Annotated in this window: 22 protein-coding genes; 9 read left to right on the forward strand and 13 right to left on the reverse strand. The window is 52.1% G+C overall.

The annotated features are described in order from the left end of the window. Positions 1–12: 12 nt before the first annotated feature. The 5 genes from AGRI_RS05300 to AGRI_RS05320 all read right to left on the reverse strand — a co-directional run bounded on the left by AGRI_RS05300 (position 13) and on the right by AGRI_RS05320 (position 5,131). Positions 13–504, reverse strand: coding sequence for a phosphatase domain-containing putative toxin (locus tag AGRI_RS05300; RefSeq protein ID WP_008983965.1), 492 nt, complete (start codon positions 502–504; stop codon positions 13–15). 27 nt (positions 505–531) lie between these two features. Continuing rightward, the gene (locus AGRI_RS05305) at positions 532–1,308 is read right to left on the reverse strand and encodes a metalloregulator ArsR/SmtB family transcription factor (RefSeq protein WP_008983966.1); all 777 of its coding nucleotides are present in this window, start codon (positions 1,306–1,308) and stop codon (positions 532–534) included. A gap of 101 nt (positions 1,309–1,409) precedes the next feature. Continuing rightward, on the reverse strand, positions 1,410–2,258 hold the full coding sequence (locus AGRI_RS05310; RefSeq protein WP_156808361.1) for a cation efflux transmembrane domain-containing protein: 849 nt from the start codon (positions 2,256–2,258) through the stop codon (positions 1,410–1,412). 118 nt (positions 2,259–2,376) lie between these two features. Continuing rightward, positions 2,377–3,429: an aldo/keto reductase gene (locus AGRI_RS05315; RefSeq protein ID WP_008983968.1), complete on the reverse strand. Its 1,053-nt coding sequence runs from the start codon at positions 3,427–3,429 to the stop codon at positions 2,377–2,379. A gap of 559 nt (positions 3,430–3,988) precedes the next feature. Then, positions 3,989–5,131 carry a dienelactone hydrolase family protein gene (locus AGRI_RS05320; RefSeq protein WP_008983969.1) on the reverse strand — a complete coding sequence of 381 codons (1,143 nt, stop codon included), beginning with the start codon at positions 5,129–5,131 and terminating at the stop codon, positions 3,989–3,991. 159 nt (positions 5,132–5,290) lie between these two features. Between AGRI_RS05320 and pelA the strand changes: the two genes are divergently transcribed. Further along, complete coding sequence (pelA, locus tag AGRI_RS16325) at positions 5,291–6,475, forward strand: pectate lyase (protein ID WP_008983970.1); 1,185 nt, start codon at positions 5,291–5,293, stop codon at positions 6,473–6,475. On the opposite strand, the gene AGRI_RS05330 is transcribed toward pelA, so the two are convergent. The 3 genes from AGRI_RS05330 to AGRI_RS05340 form a co-directional block, all read right to left on the reverse strand. After that, positions 6,456–7,796, reverse strand: coding sequence for an esterase/lipase family protein (locus AGRI_RS05330; RefSeq protein WP_008983971.1), 1,341 nt, complete (start codon positions 7,794–7,796; stop codon positions 6,456–6,458). The genes pelA and AGRI_RS05330 overlap by 20 nt on opposite strands. Positions 7,797–7,878: 82 nt before the next feature. Beyond that, positions 7,879–8,385, reverse strand: a complete 507-nt coding sequence (locus AGRI_RS05335; protein ID WP_008983972.1) for a GNAT family N-acetyltransferase — start codon at positions 8,383–8,385, stop codon at positions 7,879–7,881. Between the two features lie 35 nt (positions 8,386–8,420). After that, positions 8,421–9,362 (reverse strand): M14 family metallopeptidase, encoded by a 942-nt coding sequence (locus AGRI_RS05340; RefSeq protein WP_008983973.1) that lies wholly within the window; start codon positions 9,360–9,362, stop codon positions 8,421–8,423. Positions 9,363–9,777: 415 nt separating this feature from the next. On the opposite strand from AGRI_RS05340, the gene AGRI_RS05345 reads away from it, so the two are divergent. Further along, a complete protein-coding gene (locus AGRI_RS05345) occupies positions 9,778–10,683 on the forward strand; it encodes a LysR family transcriptional regulator (protein WP_008983974.1) in 906 nt (301 codons plus the stop codon). A 118-nt stretch (positions 10,684–10,801) separates the two neighbouring features. Continuing rightward, positions 10,802–11,323 carry an acyloxyacyl hydrolase gene (locus tag AGRI_RS05350; RefSeq protein WP_008983975.1) on the forward strand — a complete coding sequence of 174 codons (522 nt, stop codon included), beginning with the start codon at positions 10,802–10,804 and terminating at the stop codon, positions 11,321–11,323. 21 nt (positions 11,324–11,344) lie between these two features. Here AGRI_RS05350 and AGRI_RS05355 read toward each other — a convergent pair whose 3' ends face one another. Beyond that, positions 11,345–11,953 (reverse strand): acyl carrier protein phosphodiesterase, encoded by a 609-nt coding sequence (locus AGRI_RS05355; RefSeq protein ID WP_008983976.1) that lies wholly within the window; start codon positions 11,951–11,953, stop codon positions 11,345–11,347. Between the two features lie 331 nt (positions 11,954–12,284). On the opposite strand from AGRI_RS05355, the gene AGRI_RS05360 reads away from it, so the two are divergent. From AGRI_RS05360 to AGRI_RS05375, 4 genes are all read left to right on the forward strand, one after another. Continuing rightward, a complete protein-coding gene (locus AGRI_RS05360; RefSeq protein WP_008983977.1) occupies positions 12,285–14,720 on the forward strand; it encodes a TonB-dependent receptor in 2,436 nt (811 codons plus the stop codon). Between the two features lie 213 nt (positions 14,721–14,933). Beyond that, the gene (locus tag AGRI_RS05365; RefSeq protein ID WP_008983978.1) at positions 14,934–15,959 is read left to right on the forward strand and encodes a LacI family DNA-binding transcriptional regulator; all 1,026 of its coding nucleotides are present in this window, start codon (positions 14,934–14,936) and stop codon (positions 15,957–15,959) included. A 236-nt stretch (positions 15,960–16,195) separates the two neighbouring features. Beyond that, the gene (locus AGRI_RS05370) at positions 16,196–17,422 is read left to right on the forward strand and encodes an MFS transporter (protein ID WP_008983979.1); all 1,227 of its coding nucleotides are present in this window, start codon (positions 16,196–16,198) and stop codon (positions 17,420–17,422) included. A gap of 137 nt (positions 17,423–17,559) precedes the next feature. After that, a complete protein-coding gene (locus AGRI_RS05375) occupies positions 17,560–18,165 on the forward strand; it encodes a hypothetical protein (protein WP_237713027.1) in 606 nt (201 codons plus the stop codon). A 70-nt stretch (positions 18,166–18,235) separates the two neighbouring features. On the opposite strand, the gene AGRI_RS05380 is transcribed toward AGRI_RS05375, so the two are convergent. Together AGRI_RS05380 and AGRI_RS05385 are read right to left on the reverse strand one after the other, a co-directional pair. Next, positions 18,236–19,306 carry a methionine synthase gene (locus AGRI_RS05380; RefSeq protein ID WP_008983981.1) on the reverse strand — a complete coding sequence of 357 codons (1,071 nt, stop codon included), beginning with the start codon at positions 19,304–19,306 and terminating at the stop codon, positions 18,236–18,238. Then, on the reverse strand, positions 19,306–20,286 hold the full coding sequence (locus AGRI_RS05385) for a putative oxygenase MesX (protein WP_008983982.1): 981 nt from the start codon (positions 20,284–20,286) through the stop codon (positions 19,306–19,308). Before AGRI_RS05385 ends, AGRI_RS05380 begins: the two co-directional genes overlap by 1 nt. A gap of 120 nt (positions 20,287–20,406) precedes the next feature. Between AGRI_RS05385 and AGRI_RS05390 the strand changes: the two genes are divergently transcribed. Continuing rightward, positions 20,407–21,297, forward strand: coding sequence for a LysR family transcriptional regulator (locus tag AGRI_RS05390; protein ID WP_008983983.1), 891 nt, complete (start codon positions 20,407–20,409; stop codon positions 21,295–21,297). A 126-nt stretch (positions 21,298–21,423) separates the two neighbouring features. Here AGRI_RS05390 and AGRI_RS05395 read toward each other — a convergent pair whose 3' ends face one another. After that, positions 21,424–23,349 carry an alpha-amylase family glycosyl hydrolase gene (locus tag AGRI_RS05395; RefSeq protein WP_040291491.1) on the reverse strand — a complete coding sequence of 642 codons (1,926 nt, stop codon included), beginning with the start codon at positions 23,347–23,349 and terminating at the stop codon, positions 21,424–21,426. Between the two features lie 168 nt (positions 23,350–23,517). On the opposite strand from AGRI_RS05395, the gene AGRI_RS05400 reads away from it, so the two are divergent. Continuing rightward, a complete protein-coding gene (locus AGRI_RS05400; RefSeq protein WP_008983985.1) occupies positions 23,518–24,465 on the forward strand; it encodes a carbohydrate kinase family protein in 948 nt (315 codons plus the stop codon). An 81-nt stretch (positions 24,466–24,546) separates the two neighbouring features. Here AGRI_RS05400 and AGRI_RS05405 read toward each other — a convergent pair whose 3' ends face one another. Continuing rightward, positions 24,547–26,673: a hypothetical protein gene (locus AGRI_RS05405; RefSeq protein ID WP_008983986.1), complete on the reverse strand. Its 2,127-nt coding sequence runs from the start codon at positions 26,671–26,673 to the stop codon at positions 24,547–24,549. Between the last annotated feature and the right edge of the window lie 149 nt (positions 26,674–26,822).

Here is a 26,822-nt window from a genome sequence, read left to right on the forward strand (position 1 = left end):
TAAATCCTTCTGTCAGGCGCCAGCTAGCGCGTTAAAATAATCAATATGTGGCGGCAGGCTTAGCGCATGCGGCCGGATCTGCTTAATACTGCTCAGGATCTGCGCTTTAGCGACACCACGTTCGGCCAGCAATTGTGCTGCCGCCAGCGAAGTGCGACCTGAGCCGCCTTTGCAATGAATCGCCACGCTCTGCTGCTGGCTAAGTAACTGCTGTATGGCGGGGCCGGCACTTTGCCAGGCCTGCTGAAAGGCTTCACCCGGCGCACAGTCATCTTCTATCGGGCAATGAAACCAGGTTAAGCCAGCTGCCGCGCATTGTTCGGCTAGCTCCGTGACCTGAAGCGCCGCCAGCTCAGTTGCCGGTGTTAGCGTTAATACGGCTTTGGCACCCGCAGCTTTTAGTGTCGCCAATGCCTCAGCCACAGAGGTGCCCTTGGTACCGGGGCAAGGGGTAAAAATCAGCCGAACCTGCTCCAGCAGTAATACATCGTATGGATGAGCCATCATGGTTCCTTATTGTCGATTACAACATTAACAAGCGGTTTGACATTGCTGCAGGCGCTGTGGCCGTTCGCCCATCGCGTTCAGGTTAGCTAATAGCGGCTGGATGCTACTGGCGCTGGCAGTGGCAAATTGCTTAATGCTTTCGCTGGCCCACAACGGTAAATCTTCGGCCAGGCGATAATACACCCACTGCCCTTGCCGGCGGTCTTGTAACAAGCCGGCTTTACGGAGCATTGCTAAATGCCGGGAAATTTTTGGCTGCGTTTCGACAAGGGCTGCCGTCAGCTCACAGACACATAGCTCCTGCTCCGCCTGGATCAGTAGTACGGTATTAAGACGGGTGTCGTCAGACAGTAATTTGCACAGATTTAGTGCGGTGAGAGGCTCGTGCTGATGCTGTTTGTCATACAGCAGCACAAACATACTTAGCCGTTCAGCCAGTTCATGTAAGGTCGTTTCAAAGGCTTTGAGGGTGCCTTGTTGTTTGGGATCGCTAAAATCCCAGGCCAGCAAATGTTTGGCTGAAATATCATGGGCACACTCAGCAGCGGTTTTGCTGCACAGTACGATGGCATAATCGAAATGCTGCTGCCGGTGCGCGCTCAGGGGCTTGGAAAACAAACCTTCGGTGCTAATGCCATGCGAGTTTAATACTGCCAATGCCCGGCTATCGGCGGTGCCCGGGTGGCTACCGGCGCTATAAACTTCAAAACGATCGGCATATTTATGTCGGGCTATCGCTTCCGCCATGATGGAGCGCGCCGAATTTTCGGTGCAGATAAAAAGAATTTTCGCTAACGCCATGCTGAACCCATGTACGTAAAAAACAAATATATACTGAATTGTATATATGTTTTTTCATATATCAAGTCATGGCGCTAAACTTCATAAAACTGTCATAAAGGCTAGCTTCTTAACGCCAATATCCGTTTGGCGCCCAACAACACGATAGCGCCAACAACAGCCCCTACCAGCAAATCCGGATAAGCCGAGCCGGTCCATGCGACTAACAACGCGCCCAGAATCACTCCAAAATTAATCAATACATCGTTAGCCGAAAAGATCCAGCTGGCTTTCATATGAACGCCACCCTGCCGATGTTTAGCTAGTAACATCAAGCAACTAACGTTTGCGACTAACGCCAGACTGGCCATGCCCAGCATCAGCGTTGACTGCGGCTCACTGCCATATAGTGCTCTGCGTACAACCTCGGCTAACACGCCAAGCGCCAGAATCGCCTGTAACCAGCCTGCCACTTTGGCAGCCCGAAGCTGTAACTGTAATCCTTTGCCGACGGCGAATAAGGCCAGCAAATAAACGGCTGCATCAGCAAACATGTCTAATGAGTCGGCGAGCAGCGCCATTGACTGCGCGACTATGCCAACAGCAAACTCCAGCACGAACATCATAGCGTTGATTGCCAGCAACCAATAAAGTGTACTTCTTTCAGCTGCCGGATCAGCGGTAAAGCTTTGGCGATCAGCTGCAGATGCGGCACGTGAGATGGAAAGCTGTGCTCCCAACCCCAAACTTTGCAGCTTTTTGGTGATCATCGTTGCATCGCCCTGATGCAAGATCGCCAGCTGACGCTGTGCCAGATCAAACTCGAGTTGCACAATCCCATCCAGGTCCTGCAATGCCAGACGGATTAATCGCTCTTCCGATGGACAATCCATTTTCGGAATATGATAAAGGCTATGCCACTGAGCATCGTGGCTGGCGGCTTTAGTAACAGGCTCTTGCTCAGGCTGCACTTTTGCACAACAAGCTGATTGCTGGCAATCCGATTGATTCTCTCTGGTCACGGTAATACCTCAACTGCTGCATATTAGCTGTTACTGTAACACCTGACCCCCAGCCATTGTAAAGTGGCTAAAACGGTAGTGAGTGCTGGCGCAGAAATTCGGTTACGCCAGCCAATAGCTCGTGACTTAATGTCAGCTCAAAGGCGGCCAGATTTTCTGCTAACTGGCTGGTACTGGTGGCGCCGATAATGGTCGAACTGACACCATCAACCTGATTCACCCAGGCCAGCGCCAATTGCGCCGCGCTTAGCTGATGGGCGGCAGCCAGTTCACAAAAAGCACGGATCGCCGCATTTGACTCTGGTGTGTCGCGAAATAAACCATTGCGCTGCACCAGGGTCCAGCGGCTGGCAGCCGGTCGTTGCCCGTCCAGATACTTACCGGTTAGGGCACCACCTGCCAGCGGTGACCAGGGTAAATAGGCGATATTCTCGTGCTGGCATTGCTCAATTAGATAGGGCCAGTCTTTGGTATGCAGCGGGCCAAACTCGTTTTGAATCGAGACCATCCGCGGTAGGTTATGCTGTGCGCTGAGCTTTAGGTACTGGCTAATCCCCCAGGGCGTTTCATTCGACAGGCCGCAATAGCGGATCTTGCCAGCCTGCACCAGCTTGCCAAGCGTCTCCAGAATCGCCAGCATCTCTGCTTGCTGCGCTATGCTATCCGTTTCACTAAAGCGTACTTGATTCACGGCATGCCGGCCAAAGTGCGGCGAACGGCGATTTGGCCAGTGTAGCTGGTATACATCGATATAGTCTGTCTGTAACCGCTTAAGCGAGCCGTCGACCGCAGCGACCAGACTTTGCGGGCTAATATCGCTCCCGTCGCGAATATGTGCCAGGCCGTTGCCGGCGATCTTGGTAGCAAGCACTAACTGCTCTCGTTTGGCGCTATTACGGCTTAACCAGTTGCCAATAATCTGCTCGGTGGCGCCATAGGTTTCTGGCCGCGGTGGAATCGCATACATTTCTGCAGTGTCGATAAAATTCACGCCGGCATCCAGTGCCAGCGCCAGTTGCGCATCGGCATCTGCCTGGGTATTTTGCTGGCCCCAGGTCATGGTACCCAGACAAACCCGCGATACCCGCAAGCCGCTGCTGCCTAAAGTGGTGTATTGCATATGTTGCTCTGTATTCAGGGAAATAAGCGGACTATACCAGATTGCAGGGGGTTTAGATCAGTAGTGATTTGGTTGTTACTACCTTAAGAATCCTCAAATCCGTCGTCTACGGGTGAACTATCAAGTTATCCCCATCCGGCGTTAGAGATAGAGTCCCAGATCTGTGCATACGGTGGCAAGCACACCGTACAACTTTGACGGGACACGCTGTGAATACATCCCTGTACGCTTGCATTTTTCATCCCTGAAAAATACATTCCCTTACAAAGTGCACGGAATGCTTACCACCTCGTCTTATATCTGCTGTTCTCTATGATATTTTTCGTGATGCATACCAGATACTATTTAAGCCCTTGGCTGCGGTAGAATTTTCGTAACAGCAGCAGGGATGCTGCGGAGGCTGAAAGGGCACAGGGATGTGATCCTTGAAGCCGGTGGAGAAAATTACTACCCTGCTAAGGGCGCTGCTCCGATCTCAAAGCTACTGTTAGTCATCGTTACACAGATTTTAATTCCGAGCATCCGGCGGCTAAACGCGCCGGATGCTCAGCTCCCAACGCTAATGATTATCTGCAGCAGCAGGCTTAGCAAACACCTCCTCCAGCCAACGCCATACCCGCTGCTGCTGCGCCGCCGAAAACTGATGCCCGTACTCCGGCCAAAGCTCAGTCACCAGCTTTTCGCCGGCACCATGCGCCTGCCAGATTTGTCGCATCGTGGCAAAAGCCTGCTCAGTGCCGGCCGCAGGCATCAGACGATCTTTAGCACCACTGATAAACAATGCCGGTTTAGGTGCTGCTATGCCCGCCAGATGCGGGTAATCCAGTTTCGCTGCCAAACCGGGATGTAACATCCAGAACGCCGTTTGGCCGCGTAATTGATTATTGCCCGGCGTCATAGCAGTATCACTGGTGGTCATCCAGCTAATGGTCGCCGCGGCTTTGATATCATCCGTCAGTGCCGCCAGTTGCCAGGCCCGAAACCCGCCCATTGAAAAACCCAATGCCGCAATGCGTGTATTATCGACCTGCGGCAGCTGGGCAAGAAAGGCTGCCAACCGCAAGTCTTCATAAGCCGCCAAACCGGCCAGCGAGCGCCCGAGCTGAAAAAAATTCGCGGCCAGCGCCTGCTGGGCATCGGCATTTAACGGTCCCCGTTCACCAAAACCCAAGGAGTCCGCTGCCAGCACCAGATACCCCTGAGCCGCTAACTCATCACCGATAAAACGGCCATCGTAATAACGTTTAGTCCAGGCCTCCGCCTTGGCAAGATCGGGATCCCTGGCAAAGGGTTTGATCAGCTTGGCTTTACCAATTAAAAAATAAGCGCCGTGATCATGTAGCAGCAGTAACGCCGGGAAAGGCCCCTCACCTGCCGGGCTCAGCACCGAAACGGTAACCCGGTTTTCTGGTGTCAGATTAAGCTGCCAGCGCTCGGCCTGATAGCCATCGCGCTGCTCAACCATCAGTTGTTCAGCCGCAAAATCCAGTGGCTGTTCAGGCCACAGCAGTGCGTCGCGCAGCAGTTGCCGCGCCTCAGTACGCCACAGCTGAATTGACTGAGCGCTATCCGGGCGCCAGGCGGCACTAAACTGTTGCTCTGCTTTCAGCTGCTGATAAAAACCCGGTAACTGCTGCGCCAGAATCTCTGCCGAAAGCGGCGCAGCAAAGGTTAACACCAGTACACTTAGCAATACTCTCAATTTGCACTCTCCGTAACAGACCGTGTTACAGACTAAGTGATTTCCCGCGACAGGGAAATTCCAGATACGAACAAAAGCACAAAAACCCCAGGCCTGACTTTGCCTGCGAGGCCAGCGCAGGTTAGCGTAGCTTTTTTACCATTCAATTTGGTGCTGAAAATGCTCTCATTATTGCGGCCTTTGTTACTGAGCGGCGCCCTGCTCTGCGGCGAACTGCATGCCGGCAGCAGCCCGTCAGAGCCGCTGCTTTCAACCAGCTGGGAGCTGTATTACGCGCGTTCTGCAAGGCTGCTGCAGCAAGATGAGGCGACGCTACAGGCTGAACGGCAGGCTTTGCGCCAAAGCGATTTTAGCTTACCCACACCAACCCGGCGCTTTGGCTTTGAGCCTGACTTACCGGCGGCGTTTTATCAAAGCGCGGCCGGACGCGAATTATTGCAGGCCATACTCAGTCTGCAAACGCCAAGCGGTGGCTGGTCGAAACGAACCGATATGCGCATTGCCCGGCAAAGTGGTCAGCACTGGGGCGTGGAGCCAAACTATGTGCCTACCTTTGACAACAGCGCCACCACGACACAATTAAGGGTGCTGGCCCGGGCATATAACGCAACGGCCGAGCCGCTTTACCGGCAAGCCTTTACCCGCGGTATAACCTTGCTGTTGCAGGCGCAGTACCCGAATGGTGGCTGGCCGCAGAGCTTTCCGCTGCGCGGGGGTTATCATGATCATATTACGCTTAACGATGAGGTAACCGAGGAGGTACTGAGCTTACTGTATGCCGTAAGTACAGCTGAAACTGAGTTTGCTTTCGTCGATGCCAGCTTGCAACAACAAGCCGGACAGGCTTTTAGCCGTGGCCTTAAGCTGTTACTGCAGTTGCAACAGCGGGACGAGGCAGGGTTGAGCCTGTGGGCGGCACAGTATCATCACCGTACCTTGCAACCGGCCTGGGCCAGAGCCTACGAAATGCCGGCGCTGGCGGTAATGGAAAGTGCCAGCCTGCTGGATTTTTTGCTCAGCTTGCCCAAGCCATCCGTTGAACTGAAGCAGAGTATCCATGCTGCCGCCGGCTGGTTAGCGCGCCATGCGATCACTGATCAACACTGGCATCCGCAACTGCGGGTGCTGCAAGCCAAAGCCGGCGCCGGGCCTTTGTGGCCACGCTTCGCAGAGCTTAATACCAACAGACCGATCTTTGGCGATCGTGATGGCGAACTTTATTATGACGTGCATCAGGTCTCGCTCGAACGCCGGCAAGGTTATGCCTGGTATACCGAGCGCCCGGCACCAACGCTAAAGCATTATCAACGCTGGCGTACTGCCTTTAATGACGCTGCAAAGTAAAAACCGACTCAGCGACCTGGCGCGTTAATTCCACATCCAACAGCAGTGTTTGATGCGGTGCAAAAATCTGCGCCAGTTCCTCAACCGCCAAACGCAGCCCTGCTGCTGCACTGGCTGGTACCACACTAAAGCCAGCGGGTTGTCGCGGCGGTTTAAACAGCGGCTGGGCATGAAAACTTAAAAACAACTGCTGAAAGTTCGGGCTTTGCCTAAGCTCGTATAACGCCGCTACATCAAAATAAAACGCCCGGTTTTGTGGCTGCTGGCTATGCGGATGCACGTGCCGTAAAAACTGCTGATACAGCCTTTGTTCAAAGCGACTATCGGCATTGGCCGTGCGATACATTTCTAAAAAGTAATCGGTGACCGGATCGCCATGCTGATCCTGTAGCTTACAAAGCACCTGGCTGCGCAAATCCGCTTGCCAGTTGGCTGGCGGGTTTTGGCTATCCAACTGCTGCTGATAGGCAAAATGACCTGTGCTGCCAACCTGAAAATCGGCATCCTCGACTTGCAGTGCCTGGCGAATCAGCTTTAAGGTCAGCGGGTTATGCGGAGCTTTTTTACCGTTCGCGGTAATGCTGCCATGATGTTCATCTGGCAGCACCGAAAAGGCGATTTCACCCTGACTTTTTCTCAGTTGCAAACTGCCGGGCTTAACGTTTTGCTGCTCATCCAGCGCCACTTTCAGATAACGACAATTCAGGTTTGCGCCGGCAATGCGTACCGTACCATCTGAGCCGGCTTCGTTGGCGATAGCGCTGATCCCGCTGTAACCACGATTACCAATTAAAATGGTGCTGAGCATTCTGCCCGCACCATACCAGGACTCAGTGGCAAAGAGATCGGCTTTAGCCAGTTCCCGGCTATAGTCGGCCGCCAACTCCAGCCCATATAACAAATTGGCGCCGGTTTGAAAGCCCGGTTGCTTCCAGCCTTTAACGGCCCGGCCATAGAAGCTGCGGCCTTTATGCGCCAGCGGCGAACCAAAGTTAGCCGGCGCCAGCTGCAGAAAACGTTTGACCGGGTTAGTGGCCGCAGCATAATAACGGGTAAACCAGTGCCGGCTAACCAGGGCACCGGTGCTGTGGACGATCAGATCAACACTTTGCGGCGAAGTAGGCAGTTGCATACCCAGCCAGGCTTGTTGCATCGCCGCGGCCAGATCGCCATAGCTGATCTCATCCTGTAATGACAACCAGTCAGCCAGATACAGATGTTGTACCGCAGCACCAAACTCGGTTTGCAGAAAGTGGGCTAAGTCACGAAAAGAACGGCTGTTATCACTCCAGCCGTGCAGGATAACAATGGGATTACGCATGGCGGTTCCTCTGCCAGTTGCTTATTTTAGCAGCAACCAGTATAGCTACCGCTGTCGCAATAGGGCAAAGTCGTCACTGCTTTTAGAACGCTTTCATCATATACCGCGCCTGTTCCCCTCGATAGCTGTTTAACGCAGCCTGAGCCTCAGCAGTTGGCTGATCCTGCACGATGAACCCCTGCCGCTGCCAGTAACCTACTGAGCCCTGCACGGCGACCAGCGCCAGACGACTCAGGCGGTATTGGCTGGCGAAATCCTCCGCCTGTTGCAGCAAGCGGCTGGCCAGCCCTAAGCCCCTGGCTTTCGTACTTACCGCCATATCATGCAAGTACAATAGCTCTGGCTTGCTGGCAACCTGAAACGGACAGCCCAGTGGCGCCACTTTGCCGGCTACAGAGGGGTAGCAAAACAAATAAGCGAGCAGCTCACCGGCCGGACTTTCTGCCAGCCAGCAGCTCTCTGGCGCTGCAGTCAGCCGCCTTGCCAATAATTCCGGTGGCTCATACAGATTATCGCTATAACAGCTATCCTGCAGCGCCACCACCGCCGCCAAATCGGCAGCGCTGATTAAGCGGATCTGAATACTCATGTTGCTTACTATGCCGACTGTTCCGACCGTTCCGACTATGCCGACTTCGCTGACAGCTGTTCCCGAACATAGTTTAAGCCACCCACTACCGCGGCTACCTGCGCCAGAATACACTGCTCGGGCGTGGCACTGGGACTGTCCGGATAGACTTCGGTGGTGGTAACAAAGCGCGCATCCGTCATACCGCCACACAAACCCAGGGATTTTTTCGGATAATTGACGACGCCAAACTGCGCCAGCGGCTCACCAATCAAACAGCCTTGCTCATCAGCAGGGGCGATATGCGTCACTTTTACCACTTCATCAATCATGGCTTTTTGAAAATCCGGCTGTGGGTTTTCGCTATCGCCAACCAGATAAAAGCCATCCGGAATATTCCAATTGGTGTTTACCGTACCATCCCGTGCCGCTTTGGCTGGGCGAAATTCGCTGTTATCTGAATCGGTCGTTTCATGTAAGTCGATATGCACCAACGGTGTAACATCCAATGCCAGCACATAGTCACGCAATAATCCGGCTTCTGCCGCCGGGCTATTGGCCACAAAAGAACGGTTTGGATCGACTGCCAGCGGGTTCCAGCGATTGATCGTTTCATAACCCCAGGGACTAATACAGGGCGCAATTAACAGGTTAAAGTCGGCAACATAAGCTGCCGCATGGTCTTTAGCAAACCGCAGCGCGCCATGCACCCCGCTGGTTTCATAGCCATGCACACCGCCGGTGATCAGCGCCAGCGGTTTATCGGCCTGCCAGTTACGGCTTTTTAGCAAAAATAATGGGTAGCGACTAAAACCCTGCGCCTGATAATCCAGCTCACCGTATTGCACGACCTCAAACTGCGACTCCAGTTCACTCAACTGACTTAACACATCGCTCTGATAGCTGCGCTTAATGCGTTGCTCGGCAAGCCATTGTTGTTTTTCTGCTTCACCCCAAGGCTGGCCCTGAGTGCCGATATGATAGATAAAAGGTTGCATAGTGCCTCGCTGTTATTCTGGTCAGTGCGAAAATAGTGGCAGCCTACCGGCTTTGGCTATTTTGTAAAGAGCTGTGCCGTCAGTTGCCGAAAAAAAGCGCTGTGACGGCGTTTTGGCGTTGGGTTGGCGCTAATCTGACGTCCTGAGCTGGTTGTTTTAACTGGCAGCATAGTCCTAAGCAGCAAAAGACTTACAGGAGAGCTCTGGTTAATATCAGTACGGAGAAGCTGAAATCAGTGAGCGAACCAGACTGCTGACATTTTACCAGCTACAATATCAACTTTGTTACAGTGGCACTGTGGCCATCCCCATCTGGGCTTAATCAGCTTGCTTTTTTTCAGTGCGGAATTTGAACAAAGCGCTTAACCACTAAGATTGCTAAAGGTTAAGAGTAACGACGATAGCAGGAAAACAAATGGATCATCTTCAGGCCATAAAAGTATTTTGCCAGGTAGTCGAAAGCGGTAGCTTTACCAAAAGCGCGTTGCTGCTGGATCTACCCAAATCGACAGTGACTAAACTGATACAGCAGCTAGAGAGCCACCTTAAAGTCAAACTACTGCACCGCACAACCCGTCAGCTCACTGTAACCACTGAAGGACAACAATATTATCAGCAAGTCCGCAAACTCCTGTCGGAGCTTGACGATTTAGAGAGTCAAATCAGTGGTGAGCAGGCAATACCTCGCGGCCGATTGCGGGTTGATGTCGCTTCCGGTGTGGCTAATGATATTTTATTGCCATTATTACCTGATTTCTTTCAACGTTATCCGCAGATCGAGTTGGACCTTGGGGTCGCAGATAGCAATGTGGACTTGCTCAGTGAAAATGTTGACTGCGTTCTGCGTGGTGGTGCTCTTACCGACCTTTCGCTGATCGCCCGCAAAATTGCCGATCTGTCGGTATTAACATGTGCCACACCGGCTTATCTGGCAACTTACGGCGAACCACAACATCCCGAACAGTTGCAAAACGGCCATCAGTTGGTTCTTTATCGCGCTGGAAAAGCCAAGCAACTACGTCCTCTGCGCTTTACTTGCAGTTCACATTCGCTGGAGATCCTAACGAATAGCCGGTTGATACTAAATGAGAGTACAGCACACCGTAATGCGATTCTACTGGGCTTAGGTATCGGCCAGCTCCCACAGTTTATGGTACAGCAACAACTGACTCAGGGTTTAATAAAGCCAATTCTGACAAACTGGCATACCAATCCGATTCCACTATATCTGGTCTATATGCCAAACCGGCATCTTAGTGGCCGCTTTCAGGCTTTTGCTAATTGGCTGCAACAGGCGTTTGCGCCATATAGGGCTTATTAGTAACGAAAACAAGGCTGTTATTGTTCATCTGCATGAACAATGTTATCACTACGAGTGCCTTTATTCAGTCGTTTCTGATTTAAGATAATACCGCCATCCAGCAAGTCGGAGGATGGCAATGGCCAAAATATACTTTTTTTTACTGCTTTTTAGTGTCGGTTTATCACCTGTCGCCGCACAAGAAGTCTCAGCAGAATATTTGAAAGGTCCCGGGCGGGTACATGGCCTGCGTCTGGCTGTACAGCCTATTCAGGTTTCAATCACCGCTTTAAAGTTACCCACTGATTTAACGCTAACATTTGAAGCCAGTACTAACTTCTGGCGCTATAACCAGCCGGCAGAGTATGAAACTAACTTTGCCGTCGCGCTGTCGCCAGTAATAAGCAGACAATTTACCACGCTGGGCGGCCGCGCGCTGTCCTGGGAGTTTGGTGTTGGGGTCAGTGTGCTGAACAAACGCCGCTTTGCCGGTAAAGATCTGGGATCTTATTTCCAGTTTGAAGACCGGCTGGGCTTGATTTTAGATTTGCCAAACAATGCCAAGCTTAAATTGCGCTATATGCACTACTCTAACGCCGGTTTATCCAGCCGCAATCCCGGTATGGATTTTCTGAATATCGCTTACAGCTGGCCGTTTTAAAGCATGCCGGCGGGCTTTACGTTAATCCGGATCCAGGCTGCCGGACGGCCGTTCTAATTCTAATGCCGCGACATGCGCCTGCAATTCGGGATAAAAGCTTAAAAACGCCTGTTCCAGCCTGGGATAATGGCGCTCGATATCCTGTCCGGCACCGCCAAAACGGTTAGCAAAACGAATGCGCTGCGCAATGCGGTCCAGCGCCATTGCTACACCCTCTAACTGCTGATAGGCCGCCAACCAGTCTTGCTGGCGCACCTTGCGCATTACCACCGCCATCGCCTCCGGCATCAGGGGCTCCGCTGTCGCCAATTGCAGGTAAAGCTCTGACTTGGCTTGCGGATACGGTGTGGCATAAAACTGCTGCCAATGCCGGATCAAGAAATGATCGAACAGCACATCCAATGCCACCGGCGCAAAGCGACGGCGCTCAGTACTAAAACAGGCACGCGCCTCGCGCACCAGCGGATGACTATCGGTAAAACGATCCACCGCCCGATGATTGGCCAAACCGGCCTGAATTGGCCGCGGCAGCGTATCGATGGCAACACCTTTGCAGAAGTCGCCTAATAAATTGCCCACTAAAGATTGCGGCTGTGGCTGCGCCAGCGCCGCATGCGCCAGATAATTCACTCGTTACTCCAATACCAAGGCTTGTTGTAGTTTACCCTGACATTCCTAGTTGATGATAAAAAAATTATTGTGTAGTTATTAAACAGTCTTGACGCCCACAAAATTTAGAGGTAAAACGTTTAAGACAATTTTAACTGATAAAGTTTTACCCAAATAATAAGAGTTGTACCTGAACCAGCCAGCAGCTTTAGCGTGTCATCTAGCTGTTATCACGCTGCACTGGTCGGTCGCCCTACTTAAAATGCCCACTGGCATTTTTTTAACGGTAGGAAACTTAAACGTTTCAGCTTATAAAAAATACTATTCCAGATCGACAAGGGAGACACCCAAGATGCAACAGCAACCTGCGTTATCCAGCCTGGCGCTGGCCATTACTCTCGCTTTAACTTCTCAACAACTTATTGCGCAGGAAACTGCGCCTGAACCAACGGCTGCAGAGCAAACTGACGCGGCCGCAGACGCTGCCCCCAGTGGCCTCGGCTTTGAGCGTATTCTGGTAACGGGTGCGGTATCGCGCAATCAAACCGTAATGCAATCCAGCGTCTCAGTGAGTACCCTGACCTTTGAAGATATCGATGCGTCCGCGCCCCGCTCTACTGCTGAAGTGTTCCGTATGCTGCCGGGTGTGCGCAGTGAAGCCAGTGGTGGTGAGGGTAATGCCAATATCGCAGTGCGTGGCTTGCCGGTGGCTGCTGGTGGCGCCAAATTTCTAACCCTGCAGGAAGATGGTCTGCCGGTGATCCAGTTTGGTGATATTGCCTTTGGTAACGCCGATATTTTTGTCCGCGCTGACGCTACCCTGGCACGGCTCGAGGTGATTCGCGGTGGCTCTGCCAGCACCCTCGCCAGCAACTCACCGGGTGGCGTCATTAACTTTATCAGTAAAACCGGGCTTGATAATGGCGGCAGCGTCGCGCTGACCACCGGCCTGAATTATGATCAATTCCGTACCGACTTTGAGTATGGCGGCGATATTAACAACGATATGCGCTTTCATATTGGCGGCTTTGTGCGCCAGGGCGAAGGCGTAAGGGATCCGGGTTATCAGGGTGAGCGTGGCTATCAGCTCAAAGCTAACCTGACCAAAGACTTTGACAGCGGTTATGTGCGGCTTTACGCCAAACATCTGAATGACCGGGTAACCAGCTATATGCCGATGCCGATGTATGCTGATGGCAGTTCAGTTCCCGGCTACGATGCCAAAAAAGATACGCTGCAATCAGCATACTTAACTCAGACCGTACGGCTAAATGGCGACAACCAGATCTCACGCGGTGACATTCGCGATGGTATGAACCCTGAAGTAAACAGTTTTGGTATCGAAGCGCAGTTTGACCTGGATGATAACTGGACCCTGGATAACCGCTTTCGGATCAGTGAAGTCAGTGGCAACTTTATTACGCTGTTTCCGGCCGAAGTCGACAGCGCCCAGTCGATTGCCAATAGCATTGCCGGCAGTGGCGCTACCGTGCGCTATGCGGTAGGCCCACAAGCTGGCGACTTGTACGGCAACGGCAATGCGATGCGTATTCATACCTTTGATGTCGAACTGCATGACTTTGGCTCCATCGTTAACGATCTGAAATTGTCACGCCGTTTTGGCGAGGTGGATGTCAGCTTTGGCTACTACCTGGCTGATCAGAGCATCAGCATGTCCTGGCTGTGGAATTCCTATCTGATGGCGTTAAAAGGTGATAATGCTGAGCTGCTAAATGTGTTTGCCGCTAACGGCACCGCCTTCTCCGAACAGGGCCAGCTGGCCTATGGCGTGCCGTTCTGGGGCAACTGCTGTCAGCGCAATTATGATACTGACTACAGCATTAAGGCACCTTACGCTTCAGCCAGTTGGGCCTTTGGCGACTGGTCGCTGGAAGCCAGTGTACGCCGCGATATTGGCAGTGCCAGCGGTAGCTATGCCGGCGCGGTACAAAGTAGCCGTGATATGAACGGCGACGGGGTGATCAGTATTATCGAGCAGAGTGTGTCCGGTATTGATCTGGCCAATCCGCAACTGGTGAACTACGGTTGGGCTTACAACTCGTACTCAGTCGGCGCCAACTACCAGTTTAATAACGATTGGGCCATGTTTGGCCGCGTCAGTAAAGGTGGCCGTGCTAATGCCGACCGTCTGTTGTTTGGTAAGGTTAACGCCGATGGCTCAGTCGCCCGCGAAGATGCCATTGACCAGGTGAAACAATATGAACTGGGTAGCAAAAGCCGCCATGGCAACCTGAATCTATTTGCGACCTTGTTCTTTGCTGAAACGGATGAGCAGAACTTTGAAGCCACTACCCAGCGCTTCTTTGACCGCGTTTATCAGGCCAAGGGTATTGAGCTGGAAAGTAGCTACCGCATCGGCGATCTGGACCTGCGCGGCTCTATTACCTGGACCGATGCCGAGATCAGCAAAGATGCGCTGAATCCTGAGTTAGTCGGCAATACGCCAAGGCGTCAGGCCGATGTAATTTATAACCTGTTAGCCCGTTATACTCTGGATCAGGCGCAATTTGGTGTCAGTTTAATTGGCACCAGTGCCGCCTATGCTCAGGATAATAACGACTTGAAATTCGGTGCCTATACCCAGATCAATGCCTTTGCCAGTTACGAGCTGGCCAGGGATCTGACGGTATCACTGAATATCAATAATCTGTTCGATAAGGTCGGTTTAACGGAAGCTGAGCAAGGCAGTGTGCCGGCCAATGGCATTATTACCGCCCGCACCATTAACGGTCGTACTGCCTCAGTTGGCTTACGCTATCAGTTCTAAGCGACCGCTGCTTTATACTTTAAGGCGACTGCGGTCGCCTTTTTTATACCAGCCAGATTTAAGCCCGGTACCGGAACCTGTGCTCCACCTCCACTCCGGCAAGCACGCCCTAAAACCAAAGTACAATTTATCTTAACGTTTAAGATAAACTGAGTTAGAGTGGTTTTATCTGTCAGCTCTGTCTGCTAATACGCACAAAACCCGGAAAACCTGATGCCAAAAGTTACCCTTAAAGCGCTGGCCAAACACCTTGGGGTGTCGGTGGCGACTGTATCTAACGCCTTTAACCGCCCGGATCAGCTCTCGGCAGAGCTGCGCAAACATATTCTGCAGGAAAGTGAAAAGCTCGGCTTTAGCGGCCCTAATGCCACAGCCCGCAGCCTGCGTACCGGCCGCTCCGATATGATTGCCATTCTACTGTCGGATACGCTGGAGTATTCGGTTAGCGATCCGGTTGCGAATCAGTTGATTAAAGGCATCGCCGAGGTGCTGCAGGACGCCGGCAAGGATATGTTGCTGTTATCCGGTGCCAAAGCGGTACACAGCACCGCCGAAGCCCTGCCCGATGGCTTTATTATTTATGGCAGCCCAAAAAATCCGGAGCAACTGGAGCGGGTTAAACAAAGCGGCAAACCGCTACTCTGTGTCGACTGTAATCTCAGTGGTATCGGCTCGGTTAATATCGACAACTATCAATATGCCTATGATATTGCTGAGTATGCGCTGCAAAAACAGCCTGGCAAGGTCGCAGTGTTAGGGCTTAGGTTGATAGATTCCGATCGGGTCTGCCGGCTGCAACAACATGAGCTGTACGATGCGAACGAAGCGATTTCCCGCCGCCGGCTCGAGGGCTATCTGGCCGCCGCCACGCAGCAGCAACGCGAATTAAACGCGGAGCAAATCTGGCATATTCCGGTTAATAACCATCATTACGCGCAAATCGCCGCCCGTGAGGCTCTGACGCAACATCCCCGCCCAACGCTGCTGCTTTGTATGAGCGATCGGATTGCGCTTGGTGCTATTAGTGTCGCCCGGCAACTAGGTCTTAATATCCCGCAAGATCTGCGGATTGTCGGTTTTGATGGCATTGAAGAGGCCGAGCGTAGCTATCCGGCGCTGACTACCGTCGCCCAGCACAGCGATGAAAAAGGCCGTATTGCCGCCAGAATGCTGCTGGCGGGTAATACCGCTGAAAATGTGCTCTTACCTTGCGAGCTACGCCTGCGCGATAGCTGTTAAAAAACGTTGTATTTTTCGCCAGAAAGTGGGTTCTTAGCTTGCAACTTAAACGTTTAAGGTGTAATTTTAAGCCGTAACAACGATTACAGCAGGGTTAGCGTAAATGGTCAGTGTCTGCCGATAAGCAGTCCCCTGAGCCACTGATGCTACCTGCGGCTAAGGTTAGCTGCGCATAGCGCAGACTGCCACACTAATAAAACGCTGCACTGATGACAGCGATAAGACAGGGTTAGACTATGCAACAGCTCAGCAGCGCAGCGGCAACCGCCGTGCCGACGCACACCTATACCCAGGTTAAATGGATGACCTGCCTGATGTTCTTCGTCTTCGCCATGACCACGGATGCCGTGGGGGTGATTATTCCCGAAGTGGTCAAGCAGTTTGACCTTAGCCTGACGCAAGCAGCCGCCTTTCATTATGTGCCGATGATTTTTATCGGCTTATCCGGTCTATTCCTGGGCCAACTGGCCGATCAGCTTGGCCGGAAGAAAATTATTCTGTTTGGCTTACTGATCTATACCCTGGCCTGCTTCGCCTTTGCGCTGGGGCAAAGTTTTTACTTTTATAACTTATTGTTGGGGCTATGTGGCCTGAGTATCGGCTTATTTAAAACCGGCGCCCTGGCGCTGATTGGCGATATCAGCCCTAATTCTGCCAGCCATACCCGGCTGATGAACCGGGTCGAGGGTTTCTTTGGCCTGGGCGCCATCGTTGGCCCGGCCCTGGTGGCAGTGCTGCTGATGTTTGATATGGCCTGGGAGCAGCTGTATTTTGTGGCCGGCTTTATTTGTGCGCTGTTACTGCTGATTGCCTACCGTATGGACTATCCGCTTTACTCACCACAGCCTAAAGCCTCGATCTGGCAAACTCTGGCTCTGGTGAAAAATCCTTATGCGCTGGGCTTCTCGCTGGCCATTGCCTGCTATGTCGCAACTGAAGTGGCGGTCTTTGTCTGGTTACCTACTCTGTTACAGCAATATGAGGGTCAGTGGACCTTACTGGCCGCACATGCCATTACCGTATTCTTTATTTTGCGGACTATCGGCCGCTTTCTGGCGGAATGGTTACTGACCCGCTTTAGCTGGACCATTCTGCTGGCCTGGTTTAGCAGTGTTATCGCGCTGTGTTTTGTCCTTAGTATGTGGCATGGCGTAGCCTGGGCGCTGTGGTTGATGCCCTTATCCGGTCTGTTTATGTCGATGATGTACCCGACGCTGAACTCTAAAGGCATCAGCTGTTTCCCACGCAAACAACATGGCGCAGCGGCAGGCCTGATCCTGGCCTTTACCGCTCTGGCGGCCGCGCTGGGGCCACTACTGATGGGTATAGTCGGTGACTGGTTTGGCGATGTGCGCTACGGCTTTTATCTGGCAACCGGCTTTGCGCTACTGCTGGCAGCGGCCATGTGGTGGAATCATCTGTTTAATCCGGCTGAGGCTCAATTACAGGCGATGTCCGACTAGGGGCTCTTATTGATTTTCTCTCGTGCTGTTGCCCCGCTTTACCGGGGCTTTTTTTATTGCTAAAGCCAGCACCAAAGTTGCAAGGCTCCCGGCCTTGCAGTAAGGTAGCGCCGCGCTATGACTCTGATCAGGTAGATATGATGTCCAGACCCTTTGCTACTATTCTGCTACTTGCCAGCCTGTTTGTTGCGGGTTGCGATCAATTTAAAACCCTGACCGAAGCCGAGCAGATCGCGCGCAGCATTCAACAGGAAGTTAAACGTAACGAACGGGGTCTGGATGCGTTGATCGCAGCCGCAGATAACACCACCTATGATGGTTTCGCCTGGCGGCGCGGCGAACGGATCCAGATCCGCCAGCGTCTGACTGAGGGGGAACAACAGGGCGAGCTGCAGTTACTGGCCGAGGCAGAAGCGCCTGAAATCATTGCCACCGCGGTGGCCAATAACCTGCCCAGCTTTAGTATAGTGCGCTATCAGCAAGGCTGGCTGGTGGTGTTTAATACCTATCTGACCGAACATTGTCAGGCGGTTTATGCCTATGCCTACCGCGGCCAGTTACCTGAGGTGCCGTCTTGCAGCGAAGAGCGCTTTGCCGAAACGGCCAATGGCCAGTGCCAAAGTCCGATCACGGCCAATTGGCAGCTATTTAAAGAATGGTTTTTTGCCGAGTCGCTGGTAGCAGAAGGTAACCCCAAATGCATCAGCAAAGCCGAACAAGGCTGGCGGGTTAGCGGCAATTAATTCTGCAACCCGAACCGACGCCGCAAAAACGCCCCCCTGCTGTGCTTGAACCGCTATCAAAGGCGGGACATTAGCGACGCTGTAACTCCTGGCGCAATAACGCCGCTCCGGCGCTAAGCGCAGCTAGCTTTTGCCGGGCAATATGACGCGGCAAAGGTGCCATACCGCAATTTGTGCATGGATATAGCTTATCAGCATCAACATACTGCAAGGCACTGCGTAAAGTCGCTGCAACCTCGGCAGGCGTTTCAATCTGATGGTTAGCAACATCAATGGCACCTACCATGACTTTTTTACCTCTTACCAATTCGAGTAACTCCAATGGGACGCGAGAGTTGTGACATTCCAGAGAAACGATATCAATATTTGATTCTTTTAACTTTGGTAAGATTTTTTCGTACTGGCGCCATTGCTCACCTAACGTCTTTTTCCATGCTGTGTTGGCCTGAATTCCATAGCCATAACAAATATGCACCGCGGTTTCACAGCTTAGCCCCTCGATAGCCAGCTCAAGTGCCTCAATGCCCCAATCATTGACGTCGTCAAAAAACACATTGAATGCCGGTTCATCAAACTGGATGATATCCACTCCGGCCCCGACTAAATCTCTCGCCTCTTGATTTAAGATGCGGGCAAACTCGAAGGCTAACTGTTTCCGGCTGTGATAATGCGCATCATACAGCGTATCAATCATTGTCATCGGGCCCGGCAAGGCCCACTTTATGGGTTGACAGGTTTGCTGACGCAAAAAGCGGGCATCTTCAACAAAAACAGGAGCTAAGCGTGCTACTGGTCCCACGACTGTCGGGACACTGGCATCATAACGATTACGGATCCGTACTGTCTGACGCTGCTGAAAATCAACCCCCGCCAGATGTTCGATAAAGGTGGTGACAAAATGTTGTCTGGTTTGTTCACCGTCACTAACAATATCAATACCCGCTTGCTGCTGCTCCTGTAACGTAATTCTGAGCGCATCTTGCTGTGCAGTCAGTAAATCATCACCCGTCAATTTCCAGGGCGACCATAAAGTTTCGGGCTCTGCCAGCCAGCCAGGCTTAGGTAAACTGCCTGCCGTCGAAGTAGGAAACAGAGGTGTTGCTGCAAAATCAGGATTAGCTGCATAGTTTTGGTTCATCATTAACACTCCACCTGCGTCACCCACTGCGCCAAAGTCTGCTGATAGGGTTTCAGCAGATGCTGTTCGACATAATGCCCCTGACTTAATGCCAACGCGCGCCGTTCATCGCGGTCATACTCGACTGAGGTCGACACATACGCGTTGGATGCTAATCGTGGGCAGTAGCTGACATCGGCTCTGCGAAGCGCATTATAAATTTCCGGCCGGTAAATTTTTTGGAAGGTTTCCATAGTACTGATGGTGCTGGCTAACTCCAAGTTGGTGTAATCGTTAAGTAAGTCACCAAAGAAATAAAACGCCAGTGGTGCCACACTTTGCTCGGGCATAAAATAGCGTACCTGCAGCCCCATTTTTTGGAAATACTGCTCGGTTAACGATGGTTCTGTTGGCACATACTCTACTCCCAGTATGGGGTGTTGATTACCATTTCGCTGATATACTTTGTTTTCAGATACGCTGATGCAAATCACCGGTAACTTAGAAAAATGCCGCTGGTAAGCCTCAGAACGTACAAAGTGTTGAAACAGCTGGCCGTGTAACTCACCAAAATGTTCAGGCACCTGAAACGTTGGCCGATCTTTGTTGTGCTGCGCCAGTAAAACGCTAAAGTCATAGTCTCGAATATAGGACGAAAAATTATTCCCCACTACGCCGTCAAATCGTTGCTGTCGCAGGTTGTCGACGATCTGTGTTTTCAGCACTTCGATGGCAGGAAACGCCGGACCAATGCCTGCGATATGCAAATCAACGGAAACGATTTCAAGCTCAACACGGTAACGATCGGCGTGTGGATTGTCCCAGTTCACCAACGAGTTAAAGCGCTGATTAATCATATCTAAAGCGGTTCGCAGATTCTGCTTACGTCCCGGGCCTCTGGCTAAATTGGCAAAGTTCGTTGTTAAGCGTGTATTGGCTGCTGGCTGATAATCGTCATCAAATGTAATAGTTCGGATACTGTAGCTTAGTGCGGGGTTACGCATGATGTTCACCTTAGCTTTGCGGAAACTCTTAATAGATGTTTAGATGTCTGCAATGCTAAACGTGGTTATTGATGAAGAAAAATGGTATTTTTTCATTAAACCATGAAAGGAAATCATCATATGCTGGAACGACATCACCTTGCTATCGTCAGGGCCGTTGAGCAACAAGGCTCATTAACCGCAGCCGCCAGCAAGCTTTGCCTTACGCAATCGGCGCTGAGTCACACAATGCGGAAACTGGAACAACAACTCGGTACATCCATTTGGTTACGTGAAGGCCGCCGCCTTAAGCTCACGCAAGCCGGACAATATCTCTTAGCCGTAGCAAATCGTGTGTTACCACAGCTGGAACACGCACAACAACGACTGTCCCAATTTGCCAGTGGCGAACGAGGTACATTACGCATCGGTATGGAGTGCCACCCTTGTTATCAATGGCTTCTGAAATTAGTGAAACCCTTCTTGGCAGCTTGGCCGGCAGTGGATGTCGACGTGAAGCAAAAATTTCAGTTTGGTGGTATTGGGGCTTTATTTGGATTTGAAATTGACCTGCTGGTAACGCCAGATCCTCTTTTTAAACCAGGCCTCTATTACCAACCGGTGTTTGCCTATGAGCAAGTACTGGTGCTATCAACGCAGCATCGCTTGGCTAATGCAACCCGAATCATGCCTTCTGATCTCAGTCAGGAGATATTGATAACCTATCCGGTCAGTACCGATCGTCTGGACATTTTTAGCCAGTTCCTGACGCCCGCCGGTATTGCGCCGAAGAAACATAAGACCATTGAAGACACCGATATCCTGCTACAAATGGTGGCAAGTAATCGCGGTGTTGCCGCACTTCCTCGTTGGTTAGCGGAGGAGTCCGCAACACAGTACGCCATCCGCAGTGTGCGACTTGGCGAGAACGGCATTCACAAACACATATATCTGGGTGTGCGGGAAACCGATCTTGATGTGGATTACCTGCAAAGTTTTATTGCTATGGCTAAAGCATACAGCAACCTTTAACAAGCGCTGCCGAAGTCAGATAAAGCCTTTCAAACTTAACCCGCTCAGGCGAACAAAAGTGGTGATATCGTCTTTCAAACACCATGGGGCAGCGCAATTTATGCGGAAGCCCCCTTATAACACAGTTTACAACGCCGTTAACCACAGTACCTGATAAGGCTGCAGCTCAAGCCGGGCGCCCTGATATAGGTTACCGCTTAACTCATCCCGCCACTGGCTACCGGCCGGCATCGCCAGCGTCTGACTATGTTCGCTAAAATTGACCACACACAGCAAACTTTGCTGATCCTGATAACGACGATAGCTAAACAGATGTGGATTGGCACTGGCCAGAATTTCGGTTTTGCCCTGCCCCAGCAGCGGCAAGCGCCGCCTTACGCCCAGCAGCTGCTGCAGTTGCTGGTAAATTTTACCGGACAGCTTAGTATTGTCGGTGGCGCTTTCAAGTTGCTGCTCGTTAACTGCCACCCGGTTCACCCAGCGGCTGTCGTCTTTTTTCGCTGCATCCTGCTGATAGCTGTAATCATTTAACAGGCCCAGCTCATCGCCCATATACAGCAGCGGCAAACCGCCGATACTCAGGATCACGCTATTAAGCAGGTAAATACGGGCCAACGCATGCTGTAAATGGGCGTTATTACCGGTTTTCAGAGCCTGCTCAACACCGGTTAATGACGCCAGCATGCCAGCGACGCGGCAATCGCCGGTTTGCGGATTTTGCTGAAACGGCACCCCGCTGGCAAAGCTGCCGGCAAATTGCCCGGTATAGAACTGATTTAAAAACTGCCGGTGATGCTCGGGGTTAATCCCCAGCTGCCAGGCAACATTGTCGTCAAAGGTCCAGCCGATATCATCATGGCAGCGGATATAGTTAACCCAGCTACAATGCGGGTCAATGGCAAAGCGTCGCTGTAACGACTCGGTCAGCAAACGGGTTTTACGGGTCGCCAGACTATTCCACAGTAAAGCCATTAACAGCGGGTTATATGACAGCTGACATTCCTCCGGGGCGATATATTTTACCACCTCATCCGGATGCACTATGGCTTCTGATTTAAACTGCAGCGCCGGTGCCGCTAGCCGTGCCACCTGATTAAAGGCGCGGATCAAGGTGTGTGCCAACGGCAGGTTTTCGCAGTTAGTGCCGGCCTCTTTCCAGACAAAGGCTAATGCATCCAGGCGCAGTACGGCAGCACCCTGATTGGCCAAAAATAGCATTTCTTCCGCCATCGCATTAAATACCGCCGGGTTAGCGTAATTCAGATCCCACTGGAAACTGTTAAAGGTGGTCCAGACCCAGCGCCCGGAATTGGCTTCCCGCGTAAAACAACCGCGGCGGATTTCCGGAAAAATTTCCCGTAAATAAGGCGCATAGCGATCGCGTTCGGCTTCATCAAAAAAGAAATAATAATCCTGATACTCAGAGTCGCCCGCTTTGGCTTTTTGCGCCCAGCGGTGCTCATCTGAGGTATGGTTAAACACAAAATCCAGCACCGGCCTGATGCCATGCTGATGCAGCGACTGCATCAGATCTGCCAGCTCAGTCATAGTGCCCAGCTTAGGCATGGTGGCGCGGTAATCTGATACCGCATAGCCGCCATCGCTATTTGGCTCGGGCGCTTTAAACAGCGGCATCAGATGCAGATAATTAATCCCGGTTTGCTGTAAATACTGAATACGCTGCTTTAACCCCTGAAAATCGCCGGCAAACAGATCGACATAACAGGCCGAGCCAAGCGCCTGCTCCGATTGATGCCAATCTTGCGGCGCAGCATCTTCGGCCAGCAGATAATCCGGCCGCTGCGCTATCGCTTTGGCCAGAATTTTTAGCAGCTGCTCCAAATGATAATAGGCGTCAAAGCGTGCGCCATAAAGCGGCAGATACAGTGCCAGCAACGCCGGTAACTGCTGTCGTAAGCGCTCTGCCAGCAGCGGCCAGCGCCCCTTCGCCAGCGTTTTTAGCGACGAACTATAACGTTTAAGTAAAATATCAGAAAAATGCGCTAATTGTGCAGGATCAGCTGTCATGGAGCGGGTCAGATACTGTGGCATAAGCAAGGGTCCAAACCAAAGTTTTATCCGCTATCTTTGCTTTATTTTTGCTGCATTGCAAGCCTTTGCTAAAAATTTAAGCAATTTTAGCCAGCGTCTAATTTACAACAGCTGGCGAATAGGCTAGCTTAAGCTTAAACATTTAAGTTAATCTTCACAGGTACCCTAATGTCGCTACCAGTCTATTGTTTTGGCGAAGTCTTAATTGACTTCTTACAGGATCCGCAACAAGCCGGTGTCTTTCGCCGCTTCGCTGGCGGCGCACCGGCGAATGTCGCTGTAGCCGTAGCGAAACTGGGTGGCGATGGCCGCTTTGTCGGCATGCTGGGGGCCGATATGTTCGGGGATTTTCTGCAAGCCGAGCTGGAACATTATGGCGTTAATGTCAGCGCCTGCGCGCGCACGGCAGAGGCAAAAACCGCGCTGGCCTTTGTCGCGCTCAATGCCGACGGCGATCGCAGCTTTTCATTTTACCGGCCACCGGCAGCAGATTTGTTGTATCGGCTCAGCCATTTGCCGGTGGATTTCTGGCAGCAGCGATCTATTTTGCACTTATGCTCAAATAGCCTGACCGATAGCGCCATTGCCGATACCAGCCTGGCGCTGTTAGCCGAGGCCAAACGCCACGGCTGGTTAATTTCTATCGATGCCAATTTGCGGCATAACCTCTGGCCAACCGGGCTAGCCGACCGCGAGCTGGTGCAACAACTGCTACAACAGGCTGACATCATTAAACTCAGTGACGATGAACTGCGTTATCTGGCCGCGGATGGCGATGAGCAAAGCTGGTTAAGCGCGTTAAATGCGCACAAGCAGCGCTGGATAGTGGTTACCGCTGGGAGTGAAGCTGTACAGAGTTATAGCAAACTTAACCTGAGCATACCGGTGCCGCCGGTAAAAGTGGTCGACACCACTGCCGCCGGCGACGCCTTTGTCGGTGCCTGGTTATATCAGCTTAGCCAAACTCTTATCTATCAAGACTGGCAAAGTCTATTGGCCGATCAGGTGTTACAGCAGCTGATATTACAAAAAGCCATTAAAGCCGGCTCCCTTACCTGTCAGCATTTTGGGGCCTTTACTGCCCTGCCCACCCGCTTTGAATGGGATGCTGGTTAGTCGTAGCAAATCGGCCTTGCTGGTCAGAGCGCAGGCATAAAAAAGGGCTGTCATTAACAGCCCTTTCGTTTCTAATGCAGGTTAGCCTACAAAGCGCTGATAACCATACCAGGCGGCTACAGCAACGATGATCAGCAACAGCAGATACAACGCCCAGGGCCGTTTTTTCTCAGCAAAAGGATCATGCAAGGAGCGTTTGGCACCTTTCGGCAGATGCGCCAGTCCGGTCAGCGAGGCACCAAAAGGCACATTAATTTTCGCCCGGGCATTCACTGCCCAGCCATTAGCATCCAATAAGGGGCCAATATTGCGCCGGCGTAGTGTCAGATACGCCAGTAACATCGATGGTGCCGAAATCAGCAGCATTACCCCGAGTAATACCAGCGGAATTTGCCACCAGCTCAGCGAAAACAAGCCCGCCACTATCGCCGCCAGTGCCGTGCCTAAGGCGCCTAATGCCAGGCCAAAGGCCGCGAAAATACCGGCAAATTTAGCAATATCAAAGTTGCTGGGGGCCGCGGCAGGTGCAGCGGCAGCATCTGCTACACCGCTGGTGGTTTTCGCTTCAATATCTTTATCGCGGGAGGCGGCAAATTTCTGGATCTGACCTTCAATAAAGGCAGCAACCCGCTTATAGGGCGACCAGAACGCCTGACGGATACTGACTGGCTGTGCCACAACTTTAGTCACTGTTGCTCGCCAGTCACGGCCCTTGCGGTCATAAAAGATCCCGTTACGACCAGCCACCATCAGCTCATCGACATCACCACCGGTTAGTGCCGCAACAATATTAATCGGCGCTTCACCCTGACGCATACAGCTGCAATATACCAGGTAACAACCGCTAAAGGGTGCCATAGTGGCATGCCGGCCCTGATCGGCAACCTGCATCACCAACTCACAGCTGCGCTGATCCAGATACAGGGTACCGGCCTGGAAAATCGCTTTATGTTCGCCCTGATAGAAATCGCTGAGACTGACAAAGTTACGCAGCAAGGTTACCAGATCCCGCTGATAACGCAGCAATTTTTCCAGTGCTAACAGATTATCGGCAAAGGTACTAGCCGCCAGATCGTCCTGAATTAAGGCTTCCAGTCGGGTTTTAGTATCACTGGCAAGAAGCTGCTGCAGATACGCCAGCTCTAACGCATGCAATGCCGTAGCCGGCTTAGCGGCCTGCCAGCTGCGCCAGGCAGCAAGTTTAGCTGAAACCTGCTGCCAGTCGGCGGCGGTTAATACCTCATAGTCTGCCCCCAATAACGGCGCCAGTACTTTCTCTTTTAAACTGGCGATAGCGCCAGCCCAGGCCGGGTTAATACCCAGTGTCAGATCCAGTGGCCGCTCAGCAGCAATCACGGATAGAGGCAGAGCGGCAATATCCTGATCCGCACCGGCCACGACCCGGTTCGCCAGTACTTCATAGACTGCCGGGGCAGGATTAAGGCTATCAGTCGCCCTGTTATCAAAGGCGGCCAGCTGACAGCGAACAAAATAATCGTCGACTTTGGCTTGTACGGCTTCAAAGGCAGCAACGGCATCGGCAGTAGAGTCGGCCAGCGGGCAAAGCTGACTTTGCTCTGCGGCAAAAGCCGCATGCCAGCTGATTACCGCTTCGGCCTGACTAAAAAATGCGGTCAGGGTATCCTGCGTTACACCCAGACCACCGCTGCGATCTGCCACACCACCCTGGGTTTCCACGATCTGCAGCAGTACCGATTTTAAACTTTCATCGGCGGTCAGTTCCGGCATAACCACGCCATCGCCATTAAAGTGATCAGCCGAGAATAACCGTGTTGTATCCAGCACATCCGCCACTTGCAGGCTCTGCTCCGCTGTTTTATCGCTATAGCGCAGTACCAGTTCGGCGGCATGTTTAATGCCGGCACCTTCGGCGTCCTGATCAGCAATCGCAGCAAGCGGCAAGCCAGGTGATGCAAACATAATGCTGGCATCCGTCAGGCGCTGGCAACTCCAACGCACTGCCGACAGGATCTCCGGTACCCGGATTTGGCCATCGCCGTCACCATCCATTAGCGCCAAGGTGCGGTTGTCAAATTCCAGGCCCGTAGTCGGGCAATTTAAGACTGTCCAGAGTTTCGGATCAAGTTCGGCCAGATGGTGTAAATCACCTGCAGTTTCAATCGCGACCTGGTCAAAACCGCCGGAGCGGAAGAAACGCCATTGATGGGGTTTGGTTGCAGCAGTCAAGGTTTCTCTCCGTGAAGTGTTATTCTCGCTCTCAGCATATGCCAGCTGATGCAAAGTTGCCAATAACTAAAGAAAAACAGCCAAAGCATTAGGGCGTGTTGACGTTTTTCACAACGGTTTTATGGTAGGCTAAGTCAAATTTGTTAACT

Origin of the sequence: Alishewanella agri BL06, from assembly GCF_000272005.1 — a bacterium.
Taxonomy (GTDB): domain Bacteria; phylum Pseudomonadota; class Gammaproteobacteria; order Enterobacterales; family Alteromonadaceae; genus Alishewanella; species Alishewanella agri.

Excerpts from the sequence above, each read along its gene's own strand:
- AGRI_RS05300 (WP_008983965.1), bottom strand. The coding sequence starts at position 504 with ATGGCTCATCCATACGATGTATTACTGCTGGAGCAGGTTCGGCTGATT.
- AGRI_RS05305 (WP_008983966.1), bottom strand. The coding sequence starts at position 1,308 with ATGGCGTTAGCGAAAATTCTTTTTATCTGCACCGAAAATTCGGCGCGC.
- AGRI_RS05315 (WP_008983968.1), bottom strand. The coding sequence starts at position 3,429 with ATGCAATACACCACTTTAGGCAGCAGCGGCTTGCGGGTATCGCGGGTT.
- pelA (WP_008983970.1), top strand. The coding sequence starts at position 5,291 with ATGCTCTCATTATTGCGGCCTTTGTTACTGAGCGGCGCCCTGCTCTGC.
- AGRI_RS05330 (WP_008983971.1), bottom strand. The coding sequence starts at position 7,796 with ATGCGTAATCCCATTGTTATCCTGCACGGCTGGAGTGATAACAGCCGT.
- AGRI_RS05335 (WP_008983972.1), bottom strand. The coding sequence starts at position 8,385 with ATGAGTATTCAGATCCGCTTAATCAGCGCTGCCGATTTGGCGGCGGTG.
- AGRI_RS05340 (WP_008983973.1), bottom strand. The coding sequence starts at position 9,362 with ATGCAACCTTTTATCTATCATATCGGCACTCAGGGCCAGCCTTGGGGT.
- AGRI_RS05345 (WP_008983974.1), top strand. The coding sequence starts at position 9,778 with ATGGATCATCTTCAGGCCATAAAAGTATTTTGCCAGGTAGTCGAAAGC.
- AGRI_RS05350 (WP_008983975.1), top strand. The coding sequence starts at position 10,802 with ATGGCCAAAATATACTTTTTTTTACTGCTTTTTAGTGTCGGTTTATCA.
- AGRI_RS05360 (WP_008983977.1), top strand. The coding sequence starts at position 12,285 with ATGCAACAGCAACCTGCGTTATCCAGCCTGGCGCTGGCCATTACTCTC.
- AGRI_RS05365 (WP_008983978.1), top strand. The coding sequence starts at position 14,934 with ATGCCAAAAGTTACCCTTAAAGCGCTGGCCAAACACCTTGGGGTGTCG.
- AGRI_RS05370 (WP_008983979.1), top strand. The coding sequence starts at position 16,196 with ATGCAACAGCTCAGCAGCGCAGCGGCAACCGCCGTGCCGACGCACACC.
- AGRI_RS05375 (WP_237713027.1), top strand. The coding sequence starts at position 17,560 with ATGATGTCCAGACCCTTTGCTACTATTCTGCTACTTGCCAGCCTGTTT.
- AGRI_RS05380 (WP_008983981.1), bottom strand. The coding sequence starts at position 19,306 with ATGATGAACCAAAACTATGCAGCTAATCCTGATTTTGCAGCAACACCT.
- AGRI_RS05385 (WP_008983982.1), bottom strand. The coding sequence starts at position 20,286 with ATGCGTAACCCCGCACTAAGCTACAGTATCCGAACTATTACATTTGAT.
- AGRI_RS05390 (WP_008983983.1), top strand. The coding sequence starts at position 20,407 with ATGCTGGAACGACATCACCTTGCTATCGTCAGGGCCGTTGAGCAACAA.
- AGRI_RS05395 (WP_040291491.1), bottom strand. The coding sequence starts at position 23,349 with ATGCCACAGTATCTGACCCGCTCCATGACAGCTGATCCTGCACAATTA.
- AGRI_RS05400 (WP_008983985.1), top strand. The coding sequence starts at position 23,518 with ATGTCGCTACCAGTCTATTGTTTTGGCGAAGTCTTAATTGACTTCTTA.